The 21028-nt window shown below is 41.1% G+C and carries 19 protein-coding genes; 1 reads left to right on the forward strand and 18 read right to left on the reverse strand.

The annotated features are described in order from the left end of the window. Nucleotides 1-30 precede the first annotated feature (30 nt). From HLI_RS08170 to HLI_RS08250, 17 genes are all read right to left on the reverse strand, one after another. Nucleotides 31-207 (reverse strand): thiazolylpeptide-type bacteriocin, encoded by a 177-nt coding sequence (locus HLI_RS08170; RefSeq protein ID WP_128524533.1) that lies wholly within the window; start codon nt 205-207, stop codon nt 31-33. A 297-nt stretch (nt 208-504) separates the two neighbouring features. Continuing rightward, complete coding sequence (locus HLI_RS08175; RefSeq protein ID WP_128524534.1) at nt 505-900, reverse strand: VOC family protein; 396 nt, start codon at nt 898-900, stop codon at nt 505-507. A gap of 288 nt (nt 901-1188) precedes the next feature. Next, the gene (locus tag HLI_RS08180; protein ID WP_128524535.1) at nt 1189-3105 is read right to left on the reverse strand and encodes an LTA synthase family protein; all 1917 of its coding nucleotides are present in this window, start codon (nt 3103-3105) and stop codon (nt 1189-1191) included. Nucleotides 3106-3382: 277 nt separating this feature from the next. After that, nucleotides 3383-4807 carry a PH domain-containing protein gene (locus tag HLI_RS08185; protein WP_128524536.1) on the reverse strand — a complete coding sequence of 475 codons (1425 nt, stop codon included), beginning with the start codon at nt 4805-4807 and terminating at the stop codon, nt 3383-3385. A gap of 163 nt (nt 4808-4970) precedes the next feature. After that, nucleotides 4971-5459 (reverse strand): PH domain-containing protein, encoded by a 489-nt coding sequence (locus HLI_RS08190; RefSeq protein WP_128524537.1) that lies wholly within the window; start codon nt 5457-5459, stop codon nt 4971-4973. 166 nt (nt 5460-5625) lie between these two features. Then, on the reverse strand, nt 5626-6144 hold the full coding sequence (locus tag HLI_RS08195; protein WP_128524538.1) for a YehS family protein: 519 nt from the start codon (nt 6142-6144) through the stop codon (nt 5626-5628). Between the two features lie 254 nt (nt 6145-6398). Continuing rightward, on the reverse strand, nt 6399-7580 hold the full coding sequence (locus HLI_RS08200) for an alanyl-tRNA editing protein (protein WP_241655956.1): 1182 nt from the start codon (nt 7578-7580) through the stop codon (nt 6399-6401). A 241-nt stretch (nt 7581-7821) separates the two neighbouring features. Beyond that, nucleotides 7822-8781 (reverse strand): ATP-dependent 6-phosphofructokinase, encoded by a 960-nt coding sequence (locus HLI_RS08205; protein WP_128526843.1) that lies wholly within the window; start codon nt 8779-8781, stop codon nt 7822-7824. Between the two features lie 300 nt (nt 8782-9081). Beyond that, a complete protein-coding gene (locus HLI_RS08210) occupies nt 9082-11229 on the reverse strand; it encodes a type IA DNA topoisomerase (RefSeq protein ID WP_128524540.1) in 2148 nt (715 codons plus the stop codon). 361 nt (nt 11230-11590) lie between these two features. After that, nucleotides 11591-12220, reverse strand: coding sequence for a 2OG-Fe(II) oxygenase (locus tag HLI_RS08215; protein ID WP_128526844.1), 630 nt, complete (start codon nt 12218-12220; stop codon nt 11591-11593). Nucleotides 12221-12602: 382 nt separating this feature from the next. Beyond that, nucleotides 12603-12977, reverse strand: a complete 375-nt coding sequence (locus HLI_RS08220) for a hypothetical protein (protein WP_128524541.1) — start codon at nt 12975-12977, stop codon at nt 12603-12605. Next, nucleotides 12977-13510: an acyl-CoA thioesterase gene (locus HLI_RS08225; RefSeq protein ID WP_128524542.1), complete on the reverse strand. Its 534-nt coding sequence runs from the start codon at nt 13508-13510 to the stop codon at nt 12977-12979. Before HLI_RS08225 ends, HLI_RS08220 begins: the two co-directional genes overlap by 1 nt. 201 nt (nt 13511-13711) lie before the next feature. Beyond that, nucleotides 13712-14605: a cidABC operon transcriptional activator CidR gene (cidR, locus tag HLI_RS08230; RefSeq protein ID WP_128524543.1), complete on the reverse strand. Its 894-nt coding sequence runs from the start codon at nt 14603-14605 to the stop codon at nt 13712-13714. A 212-nt stretch (nt 14606-14817) separates the two neighbouring features. Continuing rightward, nucleotides 14818-15453: a hypothetical protein gene (locus HLI_RS08235; protein WP_128524544.1), complete on the reverse strand. Its 636-nt coding sequence runs from the start codon at nt 15451-15453 to the stop codon at nt 14818-14820. Then, the gene (locus tag HLI_RS08240; RefSeq protein WP_128524545.1) at nt 15450-16493 is read right to left on the reverse strand and encodes a FecCD family ABC transporter permease; all 1044 of its coding nucleotides are present in this window, start codon (nt 16491-16493) and stop codon (nt 15450-15452) included. Before HLI_RS08240 ends, HLI_RS08235 begins: the two co-directional genes overlap by 4 nt. Then, nucleotides 16486-17502, reverse strand: a complete 1017-nt coding sequence (locus HLI_RS08245) for a FecCD family ABC transporter permease (protein ID WP_128524546.1) — start codon at nt 17500-17502, stop codon at nt 16486-16488. Before HLI_RS08245 ends, HLI_RS08240 begins: the two co-directional genes overlap by 8 nt. 54 nt (nt 17503-17556) lie before the next feature. Further along, on the reverse strand, nt 17557-18552 hold the full coding sequence (locus HLI_RS08250; RefSeq protein WP_128524547.1) for an ABC transporter substrate-binding protein: 996 nt from the start codon (nt 18550-18552) through the stop codon (nt 17557-17559). Between the two features lie 247 nt (nt 18553-18799). On the opposite strand from HLI_RS08250, the gene HLI_RS08255 reads away from it, so the two are divergent. Continuing rightward, nucleotides 18800-19624: an alpha/beta fold hydrolase gene (locus HLI_RS08255; protein WP_128524548.1), complete on the forward strand. Its 825-nt coding sequence runs from the start codon at nt 18800-18802 to the stop codon at nt 19622-19624. Between the two features lie 165 nt (nt 19625-19789). Here the strand turns inward: HLI_RS08255 and HLI_RS08260 are convergent, their stop codons facing one another. Next, nucleotides 19790-20824, reverse strand: a complete 1035-nt coding sequence (locus tag HLI_RS08260) for an NAD(P)/FAD-dependent oxidoreductase (RefSeq protein ID WP_128524549.1) — start codon at nt 20822-20824, stop codon at nt 19790-19792. Nucleotides 20825-21028 lie beyond the last annotated feature (204 nt).

The following is a 21028-nucleotide window of genomic DNA, read 5'->3' on the forward strand; positions in this document are numbered from 1 at the left end:
CCTCATTTCACATAGAATTGATGAAACTAATCAGCAAGACCCACAGCATGAACTTGATCCACAAGTTGAAGTTGCTGAACAGCTGCTTCCTCCACTGCTTGCAGTTGTTTCTGGAATTGCACCTACTTCGTCAAGATCAAGTAGGTCCACTTCCAAATCAAAGTCTTTTTCTTTTACCTCAGTTTGTTTTGCTGCTTTTTTGCTCATGTTTTCTTCCTCCTATTTATGGGTGATTTGATCTTACAATTGAAGTATATCGAGGATTCAATAGCCATAATCATCATTCTCATAAGACGGGGCTTAGAGTACTTCTCTGATGATATACACGGCCGTCCATCACACTTGTTATTTCATAAGTGAGGACATTTCTGCACCATTAGACAATATGAAAAAGCGCCTTTCTTCCACGTCGCTGGTAATTTAACGACGTGAGAGAAAAGCGCTCTGTAAAAAAGAAGAACTCTCATGATAAGGATTCTTTTAGATTTCTTCCCCATAAGTATGCTATTTTGCGTTTTCATCTGGTTGATGGAGGCCAAAAATGTTCCCTTCTGTATCTATATAGTATCCCTGCCAGGCCATTCCAGGCAGAGCGTACTTAGGCATTGCGACCTTACCCCCATTTTCCAGGATTTTCGCCTCTACAGCATCGTAATTCTCCACTCCCAGTGTGCATGCATAGGCATTCAAAGCTTGATTCAATTCCGGAGGAGCACTTTGCCTTTTCATCAAAGCTCCGTTAATTCCCGGCTCCTTTTCATCCCCGGTCACAGCTCCCAAATAAGGCATGCCCGCATATTCGCTCCAATCTTCAAAAGTCCATCCAAATACATCACCATAAAATTTCTCCGCCCGTTCCATATCGTCTACATGAATTTCAAAATGAACGATTCTCCCCATAATGTCCTCCTGTTAAATAAAATATTGATTCTCGAATACATATTCGATTCCCAGCGTTTATTCTCCTTCTTTACTTTCAGACTATGTCAGCCCATGGTTTTGTCCATGCCAAAGTGCAAGCACCTTGGTCAGCCTCGACATGCTTCAGAGGATCCGTACCGTGAAGCGGTTTTCCTTCACGAGGCGGAATGCTGTAAGACATCGAGAGACCAGGCGCTCTATATAATTTCATTGAAAAAAAGCTTGCAGAAAAACACTGGGTTTCTCTACAAGCTTTTATCTGATACTTTATTCATTTTGCTGGGAAGACTCTTTTTCTTTTTCCTCAATCATTTCGGTTTCATCAAGGTAACGAAGCAAATCTCCATAAACAATCGAATCAGATAACGCAAGTTCCTCTTCTGCTTGTTTAAATCCAGGAGCACAAGCATCTGCTTCTACTTCTTCACCTGATTCTCTATCGAAACAGCTTTCATTCACACCAACATATTCTTCATTGGCGAAGCCACCGTCACGTGTAATCATCATCTCACGACGGTCTTTACTGAATAAATCCTGCCCGAATTGAACTGGATTTTCATCTTTCACACCAAGAAGGTTCATGATGGTCGGCCGTAAATCAATCTGTCCGCCAACCGTATCATGTTCTTGTGGTTCAATACCTTCCCCGATCATAAGAAGAGGGACACGCTGAAGCTGGAATTGTTCATATGCATTAATGTCCTTATCCAGATATTCTCCCATGGCTTGTTGGTGGTTTTCAGAAATGCCGAAATGGTCGCCATAAATAACCAGAATCGTATCATCATACAAATCGGACTTCTTGAAATCCTCGACGAATTGTTTTAATGCTTCATCTTGATAACGAATCGTTTGGAAGTAACGGTTCAAGGTTTCACTGGAAGTATTCCCTTCTTCAATGAATTTCTTATCTTCAGGAAGGGTGAATGGATGGTGGTTCGTCAAAGTAATCATCTTGTTATAGAACGGCTGATCCATTTCTTTCATCTTATCTAAAGAGTCACTGAAGAAATATTCGTCCAAATAGCCCCAACCAAAAGACTTCTCTTCTGTTACATCATAATCTTTCTTAGAGTAGTACTCATCATACCCTAGAGACTCATACATCACATTACGGTTCCAGAATGTTTCATCATTGGCATGCATTGTTGAAGACGTATATCCTTTTTCACCTAATACTTCCGGTGTTGCTTCATATTCATTTCCGGAATGAGTGAAGAAGGCTGCCCCGCGGTTCAATCCGTAAAGAGAGTTGTCTAACATAAACTCAGAGTCAGATGTACGTCCCTGTTTGACCTGGTGATAGAAGTTGCTGAAATAAGCTCCTTCTTCTTTCAGGTCATTGAAATATGGGGTGAGCTCTTTGCCATTCACCTTATTATCAACAACAAAGGTCTGCGTACTCTCAAGGGATAAAACGATCACGTTCTTCCCTTCAGCGACGCCGGTCATATCACTGTTCGGTTCCGTCTTCTTTTCATTCAAATAATTCAATGCCGGAACAAGTTCATTGCTGTCCGCGAAAGTTTTCTTGGCCTCTGTCTGGCCCTGCAGGACGATGTCATAAGCGTGGAAGTTAAGCACACCGATATATTTAACGAGCAAATTACGATCAAAAGCCCGCTCTAATAACTCCGTGCGTTCCGTTTGCGCCCAGCCTAAGTTCACTAAGAACAAGGGCACAGCAATAACAGCCAAAATCAAGCCTTCTTTCCGCTTAGGAATAAAACTTTTGAAACGCATCGGTTTCAAATAGAATAATAGAAACGCAGCAATGAAGACATCAATAAACAAGAAAATATCCGTTCCTGATAAAATGTCGGTGATACTGCTGCCCATTCCTGCCAGGTTGGCAGCCTGTCCTAACATCGGAATGGTAAGAAAATCATGGTATTCCCGATAGAACAGAACGTTTACATACAACAGCAGCGAACCAATAATATACATGCCTAGTAGTCCTCTGCGTCCACCCAGAAGAATACCTACCCCGAATAAGAGAAAAATACTGCTTAATGGGTTAAAAGCTAAAATAGCCGCTTCATTGGCATTTTCTATATTAAGAGTAAAAATCCCACCTTGAATAAAGGACATCTTCAGCCAGAAGATTGCCATTACAGCAGCATAAATCATAAATTTCTTTTTAAAAGCGGGTTCTTTCATTTTCGTTTTAAATTTAGAAAACATAGTAAAACCTCCGTTATATTAACCTACAAATATAAATTCATCATTTTTATAATAATTTAAATCTTATAAACTAAATTCTTTCAATAATTCTGCGAGAAAATACCCACAGCTTTCGTAACAAGATTAATAATAACATAATTTATATAAAAATAGGCTAAAGTCACGCATGTGTTATATTTATTTAATAATATTACATAATAATTACACGCAAGTTAAAAATTAATCGGAAGGTTTTTTTATAAATATTTTCCTCAATAGAATGCTAACTCATTCTGCTTCATTTACTGATATTGATTTCCTTATTCCTGGATATGTACCACTGATAAGCCACCGTCACCCACTCTGAAGGAACATCATCCATAGTAGTTTGCCTTACAGGATTGGCGCGATTCACCGTGTTCACCGAAGCTAACCCCAGCACCTTTTGAAAAATCGTTCGAGAAGCTTCCATTTCAATGATTTTATTCCGTTTAGAAAGGTATAGGTTCGTCGTAAAGCCTCCTGATCTAAATTGCATGAATTGATCATTCATATGATAGCGAGATTGGAAAAAATCCATCAAACGAGAAGTCATGATTGTCAAGGATAATAAAAGCGAAATCTGCCACCAGGCCGAATCAATATTGAAAGGCTCAGGCTTCAAGAAATAAAGAATGATTGTGGCAATGATCCATAACCAGCTCGGCTTCAGGATGCGAATCCAGAGCGCCCTCTTTGGTAAAGGTTCCATCTGTTCTGTCAAATGATACTCAGGGAGCAATTCCCCAATCAAGGAATTTACACGCCGAATAGGCAGGAAAGGAAAAAGTGAGCTCACCTCACTATCCTCTCCACTCCCTCCTGCACAAACTAAACGAACAGATGCTAACCCCATCATTCGCTTCACAAGTGTTTGCTCAATTAATACGGCTTGAACTCTCTCCTTCTTAATAGAAAAGTAGTTTTCTTCCACTACTCCTTTGGTGATATAGATTTGCCCATCATCAGATGCAATCTCATATTTTCCATATTTCACAAATGTCCGGACAATCCCTATTCCTCCAGCGATTAAAATGAGAAAGACGAGTGTGACCGCCGTCACCCATGGCGACTCAAGGATAAAGGATACCAATCCATCCACCTGTTTCTTGAAATGGAATTCCTCTGACTTGGATAATAAAGAACCGACGAGCGGTATTACGGCTAGAAAACTGAGCGAGGCAAGAGATGCCTTTAATATTTCCTTTTTTGCAGGTGTGAAATGGACTTTTTTAACCGAGAAGTTTTCAGATTCCGCTTCCCCCTCAGCAACCCTTTCAACTGATAACGTATTTTCTTCTTTTTCCAAGACCTCTTTCTCAGTCCGCGAATTCTCTCCTTCCATTTCCTCCAATACTTTAGGTGTTTCAGCAATGGCAGGAGTCGAGGAACCATCCTTGTCTATTTTCATCTGAATTTTAGCTTCCACTGTTTCTGCTTCCTCATTTCCCAAAACGGGAAAATTTATAGAGCTGTCTTCTCCCTGGATGCTCGTTTCTACTGTCAAAGATGTCACACTGAATAAGCGATGGAAGACGTTTGTTTTTCTTCTGACATGTTGAATTTTAGAATAAGGAATCGTCTGTTTTGTTGTGGTAAAAAAACTTCTGGTCATTTGAATGGAGGTCTCTTCTAACTTATATGTACGCGCAAACCATTTAATAGGAATCGAGAGCAATGTCATTATAAATAATCCTATAACTACGTAGCGGCCATAAACAAAGAACCAAGCCTCGGAACCTGCTTTGATTACAAATAAAAAATGAAAAAGAACAAGCTGTTTTTTATTAACTTTCCGAATTCTTGAATCATCATCAAGGGGTGGTTCCGCTTACTCTCCTTCATTGCTATACCTCCTCAACTTTGGCATAGGTGGCGATTTGATTTCGTAGTTCCAGAGCAGTGGCTTCTGGCAAGGCTGGGATCTCATGCACAGAGCCGATGGTACTCACTTTGATCGTGTACAGTTTGTATTTTCTTAAAAGCGGACCCTGGTGAGTAGAAACAGACTGAATTTTTGTCATGGGAATCAATTGATGTTCTTCATGAAGCGCTCCTGATTTCAACTGCAGGAATTCTTCATTGACGTCATAACGCCAATGATTGTATAACAAAGAGGCTTTAAAAAATGACCAAACCGTTCCAACAATAGAAAGAATGGTCAAACCAATCAAAACCCATTCAATCCATTTGTACCATGCAAAAAAATCATCAGCGATGAACAGTCCTATAAGAATGATAAACATAAGTATGTTCAACAGTGTTTCACTGATCAACCAGACTTTCACACTGTCTTTGGATAATTGTTTCGTTGGGGCTTCAATAAATGAATGCACCTCACTCACTCCTTACATAAAATGACAATTCAGTGAATCAATTACTATTCTTTACGTAAGCTATACATCTTCGGTTTCAAAAAAAATGAGAGCCCCTAGTCTCTGTCGAGAAATGGGACTCTCATTTTTATTAAGGGCTTTTTAAATTACATATTTTAAATCCTTTTTATCCTCTGTTTTTTATCGTCAATCCCTTTAAGAAGTTTCTGGCGTATTGATCACCGAACTGCCGGTAATTCTTGTGACCTTCTTTCCTTAACAAGCCGCTCACCTCTCCTTTGGTGATTGTAATGCCTGCATCGTTCAAAATATCGATGATATCCTCACTCGTTAATTTCAGAGCGATCTTCACTTTTTTCAACATGACATTATTTACGCTCGAGTAGTTCCTGATCGACCGATCGGGTTTCATCGGTTCTCCATCTTTCGTTTTCTGAGGTCCTCGTTCAAACGTAATCAGACCATTCAAAAAGGACTCCAGCATGCTGTTCGTACATTTGATGTGATCTTCATCTTCATACACTTCATCATCTTCATCGTCATAACTATCCTCTGACTTTGTGAGAACCTTTTGGACTTCTTCTTTCGAAAGGTCAACACCGCCAAGCTTGAATATTTCAATCATATCCTGATCTTTTATATCAAGGGCATACCTTAATCTTATCAATATATCGTTATTATCCATTTAATAAACCTCCAATAATATTGCCTCATAACACTCCAACAACCTAATAAAAAGTAACCCTGAGTTCTTTATCACCAACGATTGAACGAAAGCTTTTGAATTTTCATGGCCGCATTTGTTCTATCAGCAGAACAATCCATTTTGATAAGCGATTGGCTACATCCGTTTGATTAGCTCCCTATTCTACTTTAAACCAAAAAATTTCATTATATTCCTTACTCACTTCATTTTCGTAGGATAAGCTGCAAAGTTATTTATAAAACATGTTTGACGCGTTCAGCAAAAGCTTCCCCGTCTATTAGTTTTTTGCCCCCACCTTGAACAAAGTTCGGTTTCCCCCCGCCTTTTCCCTCGATAAGGGGCAGGATTTGTTTGGCAACCTCATTCATATTCCGATTGATATCCGTGCCGTGGGCTAGTACAAATTGCAGCTGATCATTCTGTTCACTGATGAAAATAAGGTAAGCATCAGGTGCTTCTTCGATTATGACCTTACCTAAAGATTGGAGGGTTTTGATCGGATAGTCTTTGAAAACACGTTGAATCACTTTATCCCCCTGTGACTCTGAAATGATATCACGCGCCTCATATTCAAGGAGTTGTTCTTCAAGTTCAGCGATTTTCTTATCTTTCTGCTTATTTATCTTGATCAGTTCATCAACTTCCTCCACAAGCTTTTGTTCCGGTTTTGGGACGATCCGCTTCATTTCAGTTAGTACTTGATGTTTCTGTCCAAGCTTTCGCAGGACCCGGTAACCACAAACAAACTCCAACCGTACTTGCTTTTTGTTTCTTGTCCACCCTAGAAATTTGGCGGCCATGACTTCACCAGTGAAGTCCGGGTGTGTGCCTCCGCATCCGCTATAATCAATGTCTGGAATGATGACGAGACGAACGTCTCCCTCAACAGCGAGCGGTTTACGAAGCGGATATTCTGATGCTTTTTCAACAGCTACCCATTTCGTTTCAACCGGGTAGTTGTCACGGATGATCCGGTTGATCTCTTCTTCCGCCTTCTCCAACAGGTCTGCGTCCAGAAATTCCGTATCCAAATCGATTGTCACTGACTCTGTGCCTAAGTGGAAGCTGGTTGTCGGAATTCCGAACTTGTCATGGAAAACAGCTGAAATGATATGCTGTCCACAGTGCTGCTGCATATGGTCCAGCCGTCTCCCTTGATCTATGATGCCTTCTACACTTCCTGCTCCGGTTAGTAAGCGATCTGTATAATGACGCACTTCGCCTTCCACTTCCTCGACGTCAATCACTTCCATACCATTCAAAGTCCCTTTATCATGGGGCTGCCCGCCGCCAGTCGGATAAAACGCCGTCTTTTCAAGCACCACATAATGGCCACGCTCATCTTGATCTATTTTTATCACTTTAGATTGGAACTGCATATTATAAGCGTCTTCATAGTAAAGTTTTCTCGTCATCATCCATGCCTCCTCTATTTCCCTAAAGGTATCGTAACATGTTTCGATTACAGGAAAGACTCTTCATCATGTTTCTTCAAAAAATGCCTGGCACCCGCCACACCAAAGAAATAAAATGGACGGAGTCAGACATTCACTGTATTTATACTGTTTTCACCAAGCTAATCACGAGACTGAAAATTTTTGCATTATGGAGCACCGATAACGAAAAAAACCAGAACTGCGCAGACTCTCTTTCAATTTATTTAGACAATCTGCCGGACAAGTCATACATACTTTCATCGATGTGAGACTTAGGGGAGAAAATCTCACCTAAATCATCACTTACCAACTTGTTATCTTTGAGCTTCACTACTTTTCCTGATTCATCATTTAACAACAGTTCAATCGCGTGAGCACCTAAACGACTAGCCAAAACTCGATCTCTCGCGGTAGGAGCACCCCCACGCTGGGTATGACCCAAAACGGTGACACGTGATTCTAACCCCGTCTCTGTTTTCAGTTTAGCGTTGAGATCGATACCACTCACCGTGCCTTCTGCTACGATAATAATGCTGTACTTTTTGTCTCTGGAAGTTCCGCTTTTGATTTGCTCTACGATTTTCTCTATGTCCTCTTTCTTCTCAGGAATAATGATATTTTCTGCTCCACCAGCAAGACCAGACCATAGAGCCAGGTTCCCATTCTCTTTCCCCATAACTTCAATAATCGAGGTTTTTTCATGCGAAGAAGCTGTATCACGAATACGATCCACATACTCAATGATCGTATTTATAGCTGTATCAAACCCGATAGCCTCGTCCACATACGGAATATCATTTTCTATCGCAGCTGGTATACCGATGCATGGAAAGTCTTTTTCGGCTAACGAGACTGCAACTTTCAAAGCTTCTCTGCCCCCGATTACCACGAGGCCATCTATTCCATGTTTCTTCAAGTGAGCAATTGCTTTCTGCTGGCCAGCATCAGTAACAATTTCTTGATTCTTGTAGGACTGGAGGATCGTTCCACCTCGTTGAATAATGGAGCCTACGGATGCCGCATCCATTCTCTCCATTGTTTCATTCAAAATTCCTTGAAACCCATACTTGATTCCAACCATTTCTATTCCGTCATATAGACCGGACCTTACGACTGCACGTATTGCGGCATTCATTCCTGGAGCATCTTCTCCACTTGTCAAAACACCAATTCTATCCAACATCATCACTCGCTTTCCTTCTAGTCAACAGGATGTAAATTCCAGCCTTTACATTTGCAGCAAAAAGAGACCCAACTTCGCAAAAGTGTATGTATCATGCTTAGTCCTGACAAACTTTAGCCTATCCTCATTTTAACTTCTTGTGACACAGGGAGGTTTAAATTCAGGCCACCAGGGACATACGCTGAAGCTGAGTACAGCCCATTAAAAAAGTGCCTCATCCCCACCCGATGCTACATAAGTAACATGATTGAGGATCAGTCACTCATTAAATTTCAATTGCTGCTTATGGAAGAGCGGTCAGCTCTTATCCAAGGCTTTCTTGCCAAAATCAAATTTAATCTTATAATCCTCGTCCAGTGTCAAAGCAGTACTGAACGGTTTCTTTCCCTTGAACCCTTTCAGCACCTTCGTCCGCTTCTTCTCACACAGCGTTTTAATCATATTATTTGTCAGTGTTTTCCCAGCTAATCTTTTTGGAAAGGTCACTTTACACCCTTCTTTATAAGCAGAACACGCATAGAATTTATAACGATCTACAATAGATCCAGTTGAACAGGCAGGACATTTGGCGATCGGTTCATTCCACTTCTTTTTCCCTCCAGTGCTTCGAACTTGAACCTGTTGAAGAGCGTCAGGGGTTTCTTGCATTAACTTTTCAATAAACTGGCTTGTCTGTTTGATGAACATTTGCTTCGATCCTTCACCACTCCCGATCTTCTTTAAATACGACTCCCATTTCGCGGTCATGGAGGGGCTTGATAACAGTGTTCCTTCAATAGCTTCACAAAGCATGATGCCTTTATCTGTGACATAGACGTTGTTTCTTTTCACTTCAATGTATTTTTGAGCTTTGATCGTTTCAATTATGCTTGAGCGGGTGGCTTCCGTTCCCAGCCCTTCGACTTCTTTTAAAATTTCCACATCTTCTTCGTCATCCACGAGCTTCCCGCATGTTTTCATCATATTGATCAACTGACCTTCTGTATATGGCTTAGGCGGCTGCGTCATACTTTCTTTAATATGAAGGTTCGCGCCTACTTGTTCACCATTTTTAACATTTGGGAGTAAAGGATCTTTCTCCTGCTTTGATTGAGAATGTTTTGGAAAAAGCTCTTTCCATCCTCTTTTCAATTCTCTTCTGCCCGTAGTTTTAAATGGCAGGTCGTGTACGTTTGTATAAATCGTGGTCTCTTCATAGACATAGTCTGTGTGGAACATCGCCAGTGTCGTTGCTAAAACTTCATCATAAATATTGCGTTCTTCACGGCTTAGCCCACTCAATTTCTTTTGGGTAGGAACAGACTTTGTCGGTATAATCGCATAGTGTTCCTGAACTTTGCTGTTGTCCACATATCTTTTTTTCGGCTTTAAAGACGACGCTGTGAAAGAAACGTTCAACGTGTCCTGATAGGAATTCAAGTTCTTCACTAAATAAGCAAACTCATTTTCTGTTATAAAATTACAGTCCGTTCTCGGATAGGAAACGAGACGCTTCTCATAAAGCTTTTGCATCGTCTTGAGTACTTGCGAAGGCGTATATTTCCAACGTCTGTTCGCTACACTCTGCAGGGTGGATAAAGAATGCAGCTTCGGCGACTTCTGGTACTTTGTCTTTTTGTCTATATTTTGGACATTCCCTGTTAAGTCTTCCTTCTCTTTGAGGCCATGTTTGTCCATAAGTGCCTGGACCTTCGCCTTATCCTTTTCCTTAATCTTAGCCATGCCTTTATAAGAACCAGTTTCAGCTTGAAATGTACCTTCGATTTGATAGTAAGGTTCGGAAACAAAGTTCTCAATCTCCTTGTGCCTTTGATAGATCAAATAAACCGTCGGAGATTGTACACGTCCAATCGACAAGTGGCTTGAGAAACCCTTCTTCTGTAAGAGCAAAGTAAACAGGCGACTGGCATTGATGCCTACCATCCAATCACTGATTTGACGGGCCTTCGCCTCATCAAATAATCGCAAATCCCTGTCGTTATCTTGTAAATTCTTAAATCCTTTACGGACTTCGTCTTTCTCAAGCGAATTGATCCACAATCGTTGGATCGGCTTCCCTTTTACACCAGTTAAGCGAAGGATGCTATAAAAAATATTCGAACCCTCTCTGTCGACATCCGCCGCATTCACAAGCACATCCGCTTGCTGTAGCAGCTTTTTGACCGCTTGAAACTGTTCCCACTTCCCCTTGGATACTTTCTCAAGGAAACGGTCCGGAACGATCGGCAACTGGTCGAGCTTCCATCTCTTCCACTCTGGTTTATAGTCGTGAGGTTCTTTTAATTCAACCAAATGACCAACTCCCCACGTAATTGTCGCTCCATTCGGAAAGGTATCATCAGGTTTTAATTGTATGTAAGTTTTTGTTTTTTCCTGTATCGTAAAGGCCTCTGCATAAGCTTTTGCCTGAGAGGGTTTTTCCGCTAAGATGACCATTCTATTCATGGTCTCTCCACTCCCTTCAATGAACTTCAAGATTACTATGGGATGAAAAGGAAAGCAAGAGGTGCGAGAGGAAATAAGTTGAGAGTGATAAAGTCCAAAACTTTGTTTGAGGCACCTTATCAAATGTTTCCGAAAGACTCATAATCGAGGTATGAATAGATTATTTAAAGGGGCAGTTAAAAATCGAAATCAGTATGACAATGTAAAAACAGGAATTTTATCATAAGAAAAACACCTCCACTATCACCAGCATGACGGAATAGAAGGTGTTTCATATGATTTCAAATCTCTTACTCTATCTGACTAAAAGAGTGTTCGATCCATTTAGTGATCGTTTAACCCTAGCCTTCGCTATTCCATCTTAACGGTACTGTTTCCTCCGTACCCACATCGTCGCTGCCCATTTCTCACCGACTGTGACTGGTGAGCCACCGTGAAGTGTGCGTTCATTCACAGCAGGGTCCGAATAAAAATATTCAAAATACACAGCCATGCCTTTTTGTGGGGAGACAGAAAGATTCATGTGCGGAAAGTAGGTTTGGCCTCCTTCTTCTACATCGTTCAAATAAAGAACAAGCGTACTGATTCTTGGGTTTCTCGTCGCTTTTGCCTTTGATCTGAAATAATCATAATGGGCTTTGTATTCTTGACCTTGTTTATAATTCAAGATGTGAATTCCTTCACCATGTTCTACAGGTACGTTCATAATTTGCGCCATCCGCTTTTCAATTCTGGCAGTTATATCATCCTCTGGCAGGAATGTGCTGCTGCTCGTCCGAATATCGCTCACTTCATGCTTCGATCCAATCTTTGATCGGTTCATCCGATCTTTGGAAACACGGATAAGTTCTTCACATTCCGAATCACTTATAACATTTCCCAACACCGCAATCATAGGATCTTCCATTTTGGCAATAATCGCTATCTCACGGTCTTCAGTGATAATCTTGTTCCCCTGGTGGTCGAAAATTGAAGCTTCCTTCACTTGCATTGTCACTTTTTCATCAGCCTCTTCTATATTTGCTAAACCGCTTTCAAAACATCCGGATCACCTCACTTAAATAAGGTGATATATAAGTCATTTTACCACCTTATTACTATTTTTTCTTTAGTTTTCATAAAATTCACAACTGTTCACTAAAGAATTACTCCCCAGGTTCAAAAAAAGCCTGGTCCTCTCACTGTGATAACACATGATCACAGCAGGACCAGACTATTGATATCGGTATCTTATCAAACAATTCAGGGGAACCTGCGAAACATACTCAAGCCCCTGGAGGATAGCATTTATATTTGCAGAATTTCTACAATCAAAGGTAGGTTTGAGCTTATTCTCTTTCATACGAAAGAGCCTCGTAGCAGAGTATGCTGGATTATTTGATAATCGTAGAGCCTTGCAGCAACTCCGGCTTTGCTCCAAGCGTCAGTAGGAATAATTTTGAATCCCTGACCTTTTCATGCTTTCTCATAAGCGCTTTTAGTTTGTCTATTTCAGAGTGGTTTTTCAGACCCTGGACTTCCTCTTGGTAAAGGTTGAGAATCGATCCTCTGACAAACTTCGGTTCATATTCCGGCAGTTCATCGTCCATCAATAACGAGCCCATATAACCGTATTTCAACTGTAACTGCCTCGTAAGACTGACTACATGGACCAGATGTTCGCAGAGATCAGGAGAATTATGCTTCAAAGTTTCCAGGTCTTCTTTTGCTTCATACAATTCATTCAATCCGGCTATCATGGACGTCATTACACTTCCACTCCCTTTTCCCAAGGTTTTTCCAAGACGATGATTTCCGTCAATTTTTTACTGTGTTCTCTCCGTACTCTTCGTGTTTCAGCACGTTCTTTTCCGGATTCATAGAGAAATTTTTCTTCCTCTGTTTCCGGAATGATTTCCGGAACCTGAATCGGCTTTTTACTTTCATCTAATGCTACAAAGGTGAGGAATGCAGTTGCTGCCATTCGTCGTTCTCCAGTGATCATATCTTCGGCAATGACCTTACAGAAAATTTCCATTGATTTGGTGCCAGTATAGGAAACAAAAGATTCTACACATACAGAATCGGTCTGATGGATCGGATGTAAAAAATCAATTGAATCGGTGGAGGCTGTGACACATTCTTTCACCCTTGCATGACGTCTCGCTGAAAGGGTTGCATTGTTATCCAACTTCTTCATCAAAACCCCGCCGAACAGTGTATTATAGTTGTTCAAATCATTAATCATTACTTGGTCAGTGTTTACAATCAGGCTTTCTTTTGGATGTTTCGTTTGCGTCATAAGAATAAAATCCTTTCTGTGATCTTGTTACTCTCAAACGTTTGATATTCCAAGTGTAAGCCTCTGTTTTCGATAAGTGAAATGGATGTTAATCATCTGTAACATAGATGATATCTATGGAAATGCTTTCATCCATGTGGTAAAAGCATAGATACCCACAGAATGGCATTTAATAATTCCTCAGATTAGAAAAAGCACCTCCTAGTTCGAGGTGCTTTCCGTCAGCCGCTCCTGGGTAAACTTTAACCATTCCCTTGTAGCATAGGATAAATAATGGTTTTTCCTCCAGATAATTGCAAGATCCCATTCGATTGTCGGTTTCACTACTTTTATAGCTCTCACGTCTTCTTTGAGCAGATTTGAGACACTATAGGGTAAGATGGAGATGCCCAGTTCGGAAGCTATCATTTTTCCGATAAAATCCCATTGGGAACTTTCCGAGACTACCTGCGGAAGAAAGCCTGCCTCTTTGCATGACTCCCTGATTCGGTCATTCAATGCGAAATCCTTATTGAAAAGGATAAACTGTTCCTCCTCCAGTTCTTCCAATCGGATCTGCTTTCTATCGGCGAACCTGTGAGTATAAGGAACGACTACACGCAATTCTTCTTTCATAAAAGAAAAATGATCGAATTCCTCCCCTTCTGTTGGTAAAACAGCTATCCCAACATCCAGGTTATCTGCGAGGATATCTTCTTCAATTTTCCTAGTGCCATTCTCCATCAATTGAAATGTAATTCCGGCATATAGTTGATGGAAGTCGCCTAAAATCCGAATGAAATGGTCAGCATCCATGATGGGAGGAAGTCCGATCCGGATATGCCCCTTTTGCAGGCCGACCAAATTATCAATCTCTGTCTGCAGGTTACTGAATGCCCGGTCAATGGTTTGGGCTTGTTCTAAAATGGCACGGCCAGCGTCTGTCAAAACAAGCTTTTTCCTAGATCTGTCGAACAATTCTACACCAAGCTCACCTTCTAAATTTTTGATCATTTTGCTGATCGTAGGCTGGGTTACAAATAAATGATCAGCTGCTCGAGTAAAGCTGTTGAACCTTGTCACTTCTATAAAATACTTCAGGTGTCTGATATCCATACATTCACCAATTTCTGTTCAGAATTTTTACATCCATATCCTTTTTCAAATCGTCAGTGGGAAACCTCACTTGTCCGCTCTTCACCATGGTTCATAACAATTTATTTATAACTTCCCTTCGATGTTCCACCGCTATTCTCTTCTAGTAAAGTATTTTATCATGATTTCCTCCTGGATGGAGAATATCCATGACTGACTATAAAAAGAATAAGTCACTTTTCATTCGAATTATTAAGCGGGCACACAAGACAATGGGTGAGTGATTCTTTCTTTTTTTCCAACTTATGAAAATAACAGCACGTACTCCGTATTTTCTGCTCACTGAGACAACCAGGAGCAGTAAGGAACCTACTCATTGGATGCTCGGTATTGTTGAAATAGCGTCCATCTAATTGAAGTAATTCTTCAGCAAGGCGGTTGACTCTTAGTTCATACTCTGGAAATCGTTCCACTGCTTTTCTAAAGTATGAGTTGATCCTAACTGCTACATTTTCCCATAAAATGAAAAGAGGGAGGTTTGTTACTTTGTGAAATGCCCTCATTATTGGCACAATATGACGAGCAAAGAGTGCCTCCCAAGCTTCCAAGCGTGAATCAGTATATTCGATCTGTAAAGTGTCTACCTCAATATCCAATTCATTACTGATAGCGGAGGAGGAAAGAGGAATGATTTTAGCTTTCTCTTCCCAAAGCATCGAGTCCAATACTTGAGCAGGAATAACTTGAGCATACTTCTTCATCATCATTGATGCAGTGATTTTCAAGTTAGGAGCAGATATCCGTTGTTGTTGATGGCTTAAAAATTCAATACATAGATGTTCTTCCTTTAATGCTTGGACAGGGATCATTCACTCATCGCCCTTCGGTTCCGGTATAGTAGATAAATGAAAAATGGTGCACCGATTCCAGCAGTAAATACGCCAGCAGGAATATCAGATGGCAAAAAGGCGGTACGAGCTATGATATCAGCGCCCATCACAATTAATGAGCCTATCAGAGCCGACCCGACTACCAAATTAGCAAACGAGTTATGCAGGATCAGCCGGGCGATATGGGGAGCGATCAATCCAACAAAAGCGATGCCGCCTGCAAAAGAAACAGCTGCGCCGGCTAATGCAACACTTAAAGCAAGTAGTAGAAAGCGGAAAAACTGTACCCTGACGCCCATCCCGATTGCTACGTCATCACCTAACTGCTTAACATCCACAATCCCTGTAAAGAAGAGCGAAAGAAAAATAAAGATAAGGATGATAGGAAGAAGAATCGTCACTTCCTGCCAATTTGCTCCATATAAGCTACCGGTTAACCATAGATATACTTTAGAAGCAATTGCAGATTCGCTCGATACCATGAACATTGTCACGATAGCATTGGTGAGTGCAGATATCCCAATTCCTATAAGAATCAATCTTATTGGTGTCACACCATTTTTCCAAGATAAAAGATAGATGATGACTGTTGTAACTGCCGCCCCAATGATAGACGCAAGAGGAAGCCAAGTGACACTCCATTCACCCAGGAAAAATACGATAAAAATAACCGCACCTACGGAAGCCCCGCCTGTAACTCCTACAATGTCCGGAGAACCTAAAGGATTACGAATAATTCCTTGTAAGATCAATCCAGAAACTCCAAGACCGCCCCCTACGAGAAAGCCCATGACTACTCGGGGCATCCGGAGTTCATTAAGAATGAAAGCGTGATCACTCACACCGAGGATTTCCTTGATTACCTCACCGACTGGAATATAACTGCTCCCAGACGAAAGGCTGATGATAAAAACAGCACAGGTCACAAGTATTAAGGAAATCAAAATAAACAACGATCGTTTATGGAATTGCATCGAAAATTTATCATCTTTATTTCTTATCGTGTAGAACTCACCCATTTTTCTTCACCCCTTTTCTAGCGATATAAATGAAAAATGGAGTTCCGAAAAGTGCTGTCATTACCCCTATCGGCATTTCTTGAGGTGCAATGACAAGTCGTGCTACTATATCAGCAAACAATAACAGAATAGCTCCGAATAACCCGCTTATCGGTAGAATCCATTGGTAATTCGGTCCGGTGATGCCTTTGACGATGTGAGGAACGACCAGGCCGATGAAACCTACTGAACCTGCGACAGCCACGGATCCTCCAGCCAAAAACACTATATTGATTCCGATTACCAGTTTCACCAAACCGGTGTTTTGACCAAGGTTCTTAGCAACATCATCACCGGACATAAGGATGTTCAAAGGCTTTCCAATCAATAACGAGAGGATAATTGCTCCTGAGATAAATGGAAGAACAGGTAAAAGGAGATCTAATTCTCGACCTGCTACAGATCCTGCCAGCCAAAATAACACGCTTTGCATACGTTGTTCATCCAAAACAAGCATCCCTTGAGTGAATGAAACGAAAAGTGCACTGATTGCAGCACCTGCCAGGACAATGCGTATAGGGGACAATCCATCCTCCCCCATTGAACCTAGCAGATATACGATTGTTCCTGCCACTCCCGCTCCAATGAAACCAATCCACATGTAACCGCTTAAAGATTCTACAGAAAAGAATGTCGCTGAAGCTACAATGAAGAAGAGGGCACCTGCATTGACTCCGAATATGTCAGGTGCTGCTAAAGGGTTTCGCGTCAATGCTTGCATTAGAGCCCCCGCAATAGACAAACTTGCACCAATGGTAATAGCGATTACTGTTCGAGTTAAGCGCGAAGTACGAATAATGACCTGATTCGTACTGGAAGGATCATAATGAAAGAAGGCGTCCCAAACCTCAGAGAGAGATATAGAGGTCTTTCCTACAGCTATGCTGAAAAAAGAAGCTGCTATAAATAGAAGCAAAAGGACCAGTAAGGTCGTCCATCTTATATGTCGATTGTTCATAAATTTGCTCATTATGTTTCTCCCCAAAGAAACAAAGATAGGAGGGCCCCCTCCTATCTTTGTGATTTATTTCTCTAATTCAAACCGGTCATACAAGTCATCAAGCATTAAGTTAGCTGCTCGAATACCACCGGCCATGTTCCATGTAACTTCATCCACCGTGTGTACCTCATCATTTTTCACGGCGTCCAGGTTCTTCCATAGTGGATGATTCGTCCATCCCTCAAAATTATTTTTAATAGCTGGATCGTCACTCATGAAAATATAAAAGACATCAGCATTCATCTCAGTGATGCTTTCTTTATCCGTTAATTTCATACCCCACTCATCCGATTGTTGGTTTTCTGGTCTAGTGAATCCTGCCTCTCTAAGAATGGATCCAGCAAAACTATCAAAATAGATACGCGCATGGTCACTGCGGAAATTAAGCACGGAAACGTTAAGCGGCCATTCATCGCCTAGTTTCTCGGAAGCTTTTGTATTAAAGTCTTCGATACGCTTATCCCAATCGTTCAGGATTTCATCTGCTTTATCTGCTTTATTCAATGTTTCGCCCATTAAATTTACCGTTTCTTTAAATTCATAGACTTGATCAATAGCAACAGTAGGAGCTATTTTTTTTAGTTTTTCATAAATTTCTTCATGACGAAGTTTTGATGCAAAAATGACATCAGGTTCAAGCGCTGCAATTTCTTCCAGATTCGGTTGAGTTTCTTCCCCTACCAACTTAGTTCCTTCAAGGTCATCACGAAGGTACTTATAAATCGGCTTCTCTACCCATGATTCAACGATTCCTACAGGGTCCACATCAAATGCAGTCGCTGTATCCGTTGCTCCTTGATAAAGAGTCACCACTTTTTCTGGAGTTCCCTCGATCGTTGTCGTTCCCATTGCATGTTCAATTTCCCTTGTATCCGAATCTTCATTGGAAGAATCATTTCCTCCCTCTGCCGAATCACCTTCTGAAGAAGCTCCTTCAGATCCGCAAGCTGAAAGAAGTGTTGCCATAAATAAAACAAATATTAGAAGTGCCCATTTTTTATGTAATCGGGTACTCAGCATATGTATCCCTCCCGTTTGATATTGAGAATCATTTTCATCTGTCACTATATTATTGCAAATGATTCTCAATGTCAATACTATACAAGGGACTTTTCTATCAATTCTCTAAGGGGAAATTTCCCAATAAAATATATGACCGTACTCCCTATTGAAAATGATGGTAAACCTTTTTCCATTATTTAAGAAATGGAATGTAGCAGTTATGAATAAGATTTAGAAGTAATGTTACAAAATCAGGAGGTAAGCTATGAAAAAGAATGCAGCTTATATTGAGGTAGAACCAGGCATTGAATTATTTGTTCAAGATATCGGCACTGGAGATCCGATTGTATTGATCCCAGGTTTTACGTTTACGACAGAAGTCTTTTCCGAGCAAGTCCGTCATTTTTCAAAAACTCACCGTACGATTGTGATGGATCCCAGAAGCCATGGCCGATCTACCATAACGGTCCAAGGAAATGACTATGTCACACACGGGACCGATTTACAAAAGGTTCTGAAGGCATTAAAAATCAAAAATGCTACGCTCATCGGCTGGTCTTTTGGGTGTTTAACTGTTTGGGAATACATTCGCCAATTTGGAACAGATGATATCAAGTCCCTTGTATTAATTGATATGCCTCCAAAATCTTTATCCCTTCAACAGGGTCAGGATTGGGTAGAAGGACCACTCGATGACATGGCTGCAGCCTATACGAACTACCTTCATCATCCACAGGGACAACGGGAATTCATTTCGGCTTATGCGACTGGAGTCATGGTCCAGCGTGAACTGAAAGAAGAGGAATTGGCATGGATTGTGGAGCAATCACTGAAAACACCGTACTATATAGCTGCCAACTTATTTTCAGCAGGATTATTCTCAGATTATCGTGAAGAGGCAGCTAAAGGCAGCGAATCCATACCGACTATGTTCATAGTTGCTGAACATTGGGCAGAAACTGCAGTCCCCTACCTAAGCAAGCTGACTCCAAACGCCGCAGTGAAGACCCTGGGCGGTCACCTCATGTTTTGGGAGCATAGTGATAAGTTTAATGAGATCGTTGAAGGGTTTTTGCAAGGAAATAAGTGAAATCGCTTTTTCTTTATCCTGCATATGTCTGTCATAAATTCGAACAACACACCAAAAGACTACCCTTTAAAGAAAGTGGTAGTCTTTTTCTATGGAAAAGGTATTTTAGATTAGTCGGACGGTGTTTTAACCAATTTGACTAAGATTGGCACCTGCACATTGCTTTTAAATCTTTGCCATTCGCTTTTCTTTCAGCTTTTTATTGTATTCATCCATACGTTCATTATGGGAAGAGACCATAGCGCTTGCCGTTGCATCCGGATCAATGAACTGCTTAGCCTGGTTAACAGCATTCGCTGCATCTTGGAATGCACCTGCAATTAAATGAAGCTTTCCTTCGTGATGGAGAATATCCCCTGCTGCATAAAGACCAGGAACTGAAGAAGCACTTTGCACATTTCCCTTAATAAAGAAATTATCTACACGCTCTAAGTCTATGGGACTTTCATTCAATAAAGAAGCGTCACGGTTAAACCCATGGCTGATAATCACTTCATCCACTTTCACCTGTTTGATTCCGTCGCGGGGATGTTCTAGCACCACTTCCTCAATCATTTCTCCACCCTTGTCTGCTGTTAAGGATTGGATGGAAGACTGCTCATGAAGGTCCACACCTTGTTCGATCAACAGTTCAATACTCGCTTCATGCCCCTTCAATTCTTCCTTGCGATACACTAAGTCCACGTGTGCGGCAAGCGGGGCAAGCTCATTCGCCCAGTCCACCGCAGAATGGCTCCCCCCAGAAATTAAGACTCGCTTTCCAACAAACCGCTGAAAGGAGGGGACGGTATAATGCAGGTTGCTGACTTCGAACTTCTCAGCACCTTGTATTTTAAGCCTAACCGGTTCAATGATTCCGCCCCCAACAGCAACGATGACCGCTTTTGACCAATGCTCTTGACCAGAATCCGTTTGCAGTCTGAACTCTCCGTCCACTTTTTCGATCGACGATACTTTCTCACCAAGAACAAGATCCGGTTCGAACGTCGTTCCTTGCTCGATCAGCTGATCTATTAACTGCTGACCAGGAAGCGGCGGCAAACCACCCACATCCCACACAATTTTTTCAGGATATACATGCACTTTTCCACCAAGAAAGGGATGATTCTCAATGATTTTTGTTTTCATTTTTCGTAACCCACTGTAAAAGGCTGAGAAAAGACCTGCTGGCCCTCCGCCTATAATTATCACGTCATGCATATGTTCCCGCTCCCTTTTAAGTTGTTACTTTTATCATAATGATATTGATAATCATTTTCAAGTAAGGGATCGATAGAATGTATTTTCATCCAACTTTATAAGCTCCTTAAATTTCCTGCATCCATTCATGAATTAGTTAAATAGAATCCTCACCAATGACTTATTTATTCTAAGAGCGTGAAAATACTTTGTGTAGATAAAAAA

Source organism: Halobacillus litoralis (genome assembly GCF_004101865.1).
GTDB lineage: Bacteria > Bacillota > Bacilli > Bacillales > Halobacillaceae > Halobacillus > Halobacillus litoralis_A.

Bases quoted from the DNA above. Each gene is read 5' to 3' on its own strand.
- HLI_RS08170 (WP_128524533.1), bottom strand. From the start codon at position 207: ATGAGCAAAAAAGCAGCAAAACAAACTGAGGTAAAAGAAAAAGACTTT.
- HLI_RS08175 (WP_128524534.1), bottom strand. From the start codon at position 900: ATGGGGAGAATCGTTCATTTTGAAATTCATGTAGACGATATGGAACGG.
- HLI_RS08180 (WP_128524535.1), bottom strand. From the start codon at position 3,105: ATGTTTTCTAAATTTAAAACGAAAATGAAAGAACCCGCTTTTAAAAAG.
- HLI_RS08185 (WP_128524536.1), bottom strand. From the start codon at position 4,807: ATGACATTGCTCTCGATTCCTATTAAATGGTTTGCGCGTACATATAAG.
- HLI_RS08195 (WP_128524538.1), bottom strand. From the start codon at position 6,144: ATGGATAATAACGATATATTGATAAGATTAAGGTATGCCCTTGATATA.
- HLI_RS08200 (WP_241655956.1), bottom strand. From the start codon at position 7,580: ATGACGAGAAAACTTTACTATGAAGACGCTTATAATATGCAGTTCCAA.
- HLI_RS08210 (WP_128524540.1), bottom strand. From the start codon at position 11,229: ATGAATAGAATGGTCATCTTAGCGGAAAAACCCTCTCAGGCAAAAGCT.
- HLI_RS08215 (WP_128526844.1), bottom strand. From the start codon at position 12,220: ATGCAAGTGAAGGAAGCTTCAATTTTCGACCACCAGGGGAACAAGATT.
- HLI_RS08220 (WP_128524541.1), bottom strand. From the start codon at position 12,977: ATGACGTCCATGATAGCCGGATTGAATGAATTGTATGAAGCAAAAGAA.
- HLI_RS08225 (WP_128524542.1), bottom strand. From the start codon at position 13,510: ATGACGCAAACGAAACATCCAAAAGAAAGCCTGATTGTAAACACTGAC.
- cidR (WP_128524543.1), bottom strand. From the start codon at position 14,605: ATGGATATCAGACACCTGAAGTATTTTATAGAAGTGACAAGGTTCAAC.
- HLI_RS08235 (WP_128524544.1), bottom strand. From the start codon at position 15,453: ATGATCCCTGTCCAAGCATTAAAGGAAGAACATCTATGTATTGAATTT.
- HLI_RS08240 (WP_128524545.1), bottom strand. From the start codon at position 16,493: ATGGGTGAGTTCTACACGATAAGAAATAAAGATGATAAATTTTCGATG.
- HLI_RS08245 (WP_128524546.1), bottom strand. From the start codon at position 17,502: ATGAGCAAATTTATGAACAATCGACATATAAGATGGACGACCTTACTG.
- HLI_RS08250 (WP_128524547.1), bottom strand. From the start codon at position 18,552: ATGCTGAGTACCCGATTACATAAAAAATGGGCACTTCTAATATTTGTT.
- HLI_RS08255 (WP_128524548.1), top strand. From the start codon at position 18,800: ATGAAAAAGAATGCAGCTTATATTGAGGTAGAACCAGGCATTGAATTA.
- HLI_RS08260 (WP_128524549.1), bottom strand. From the start codon at position 20,824: ATGCATGACGTGATAATTATAGGCGGAGGGCCAGCAGGTCTTTTCTCA.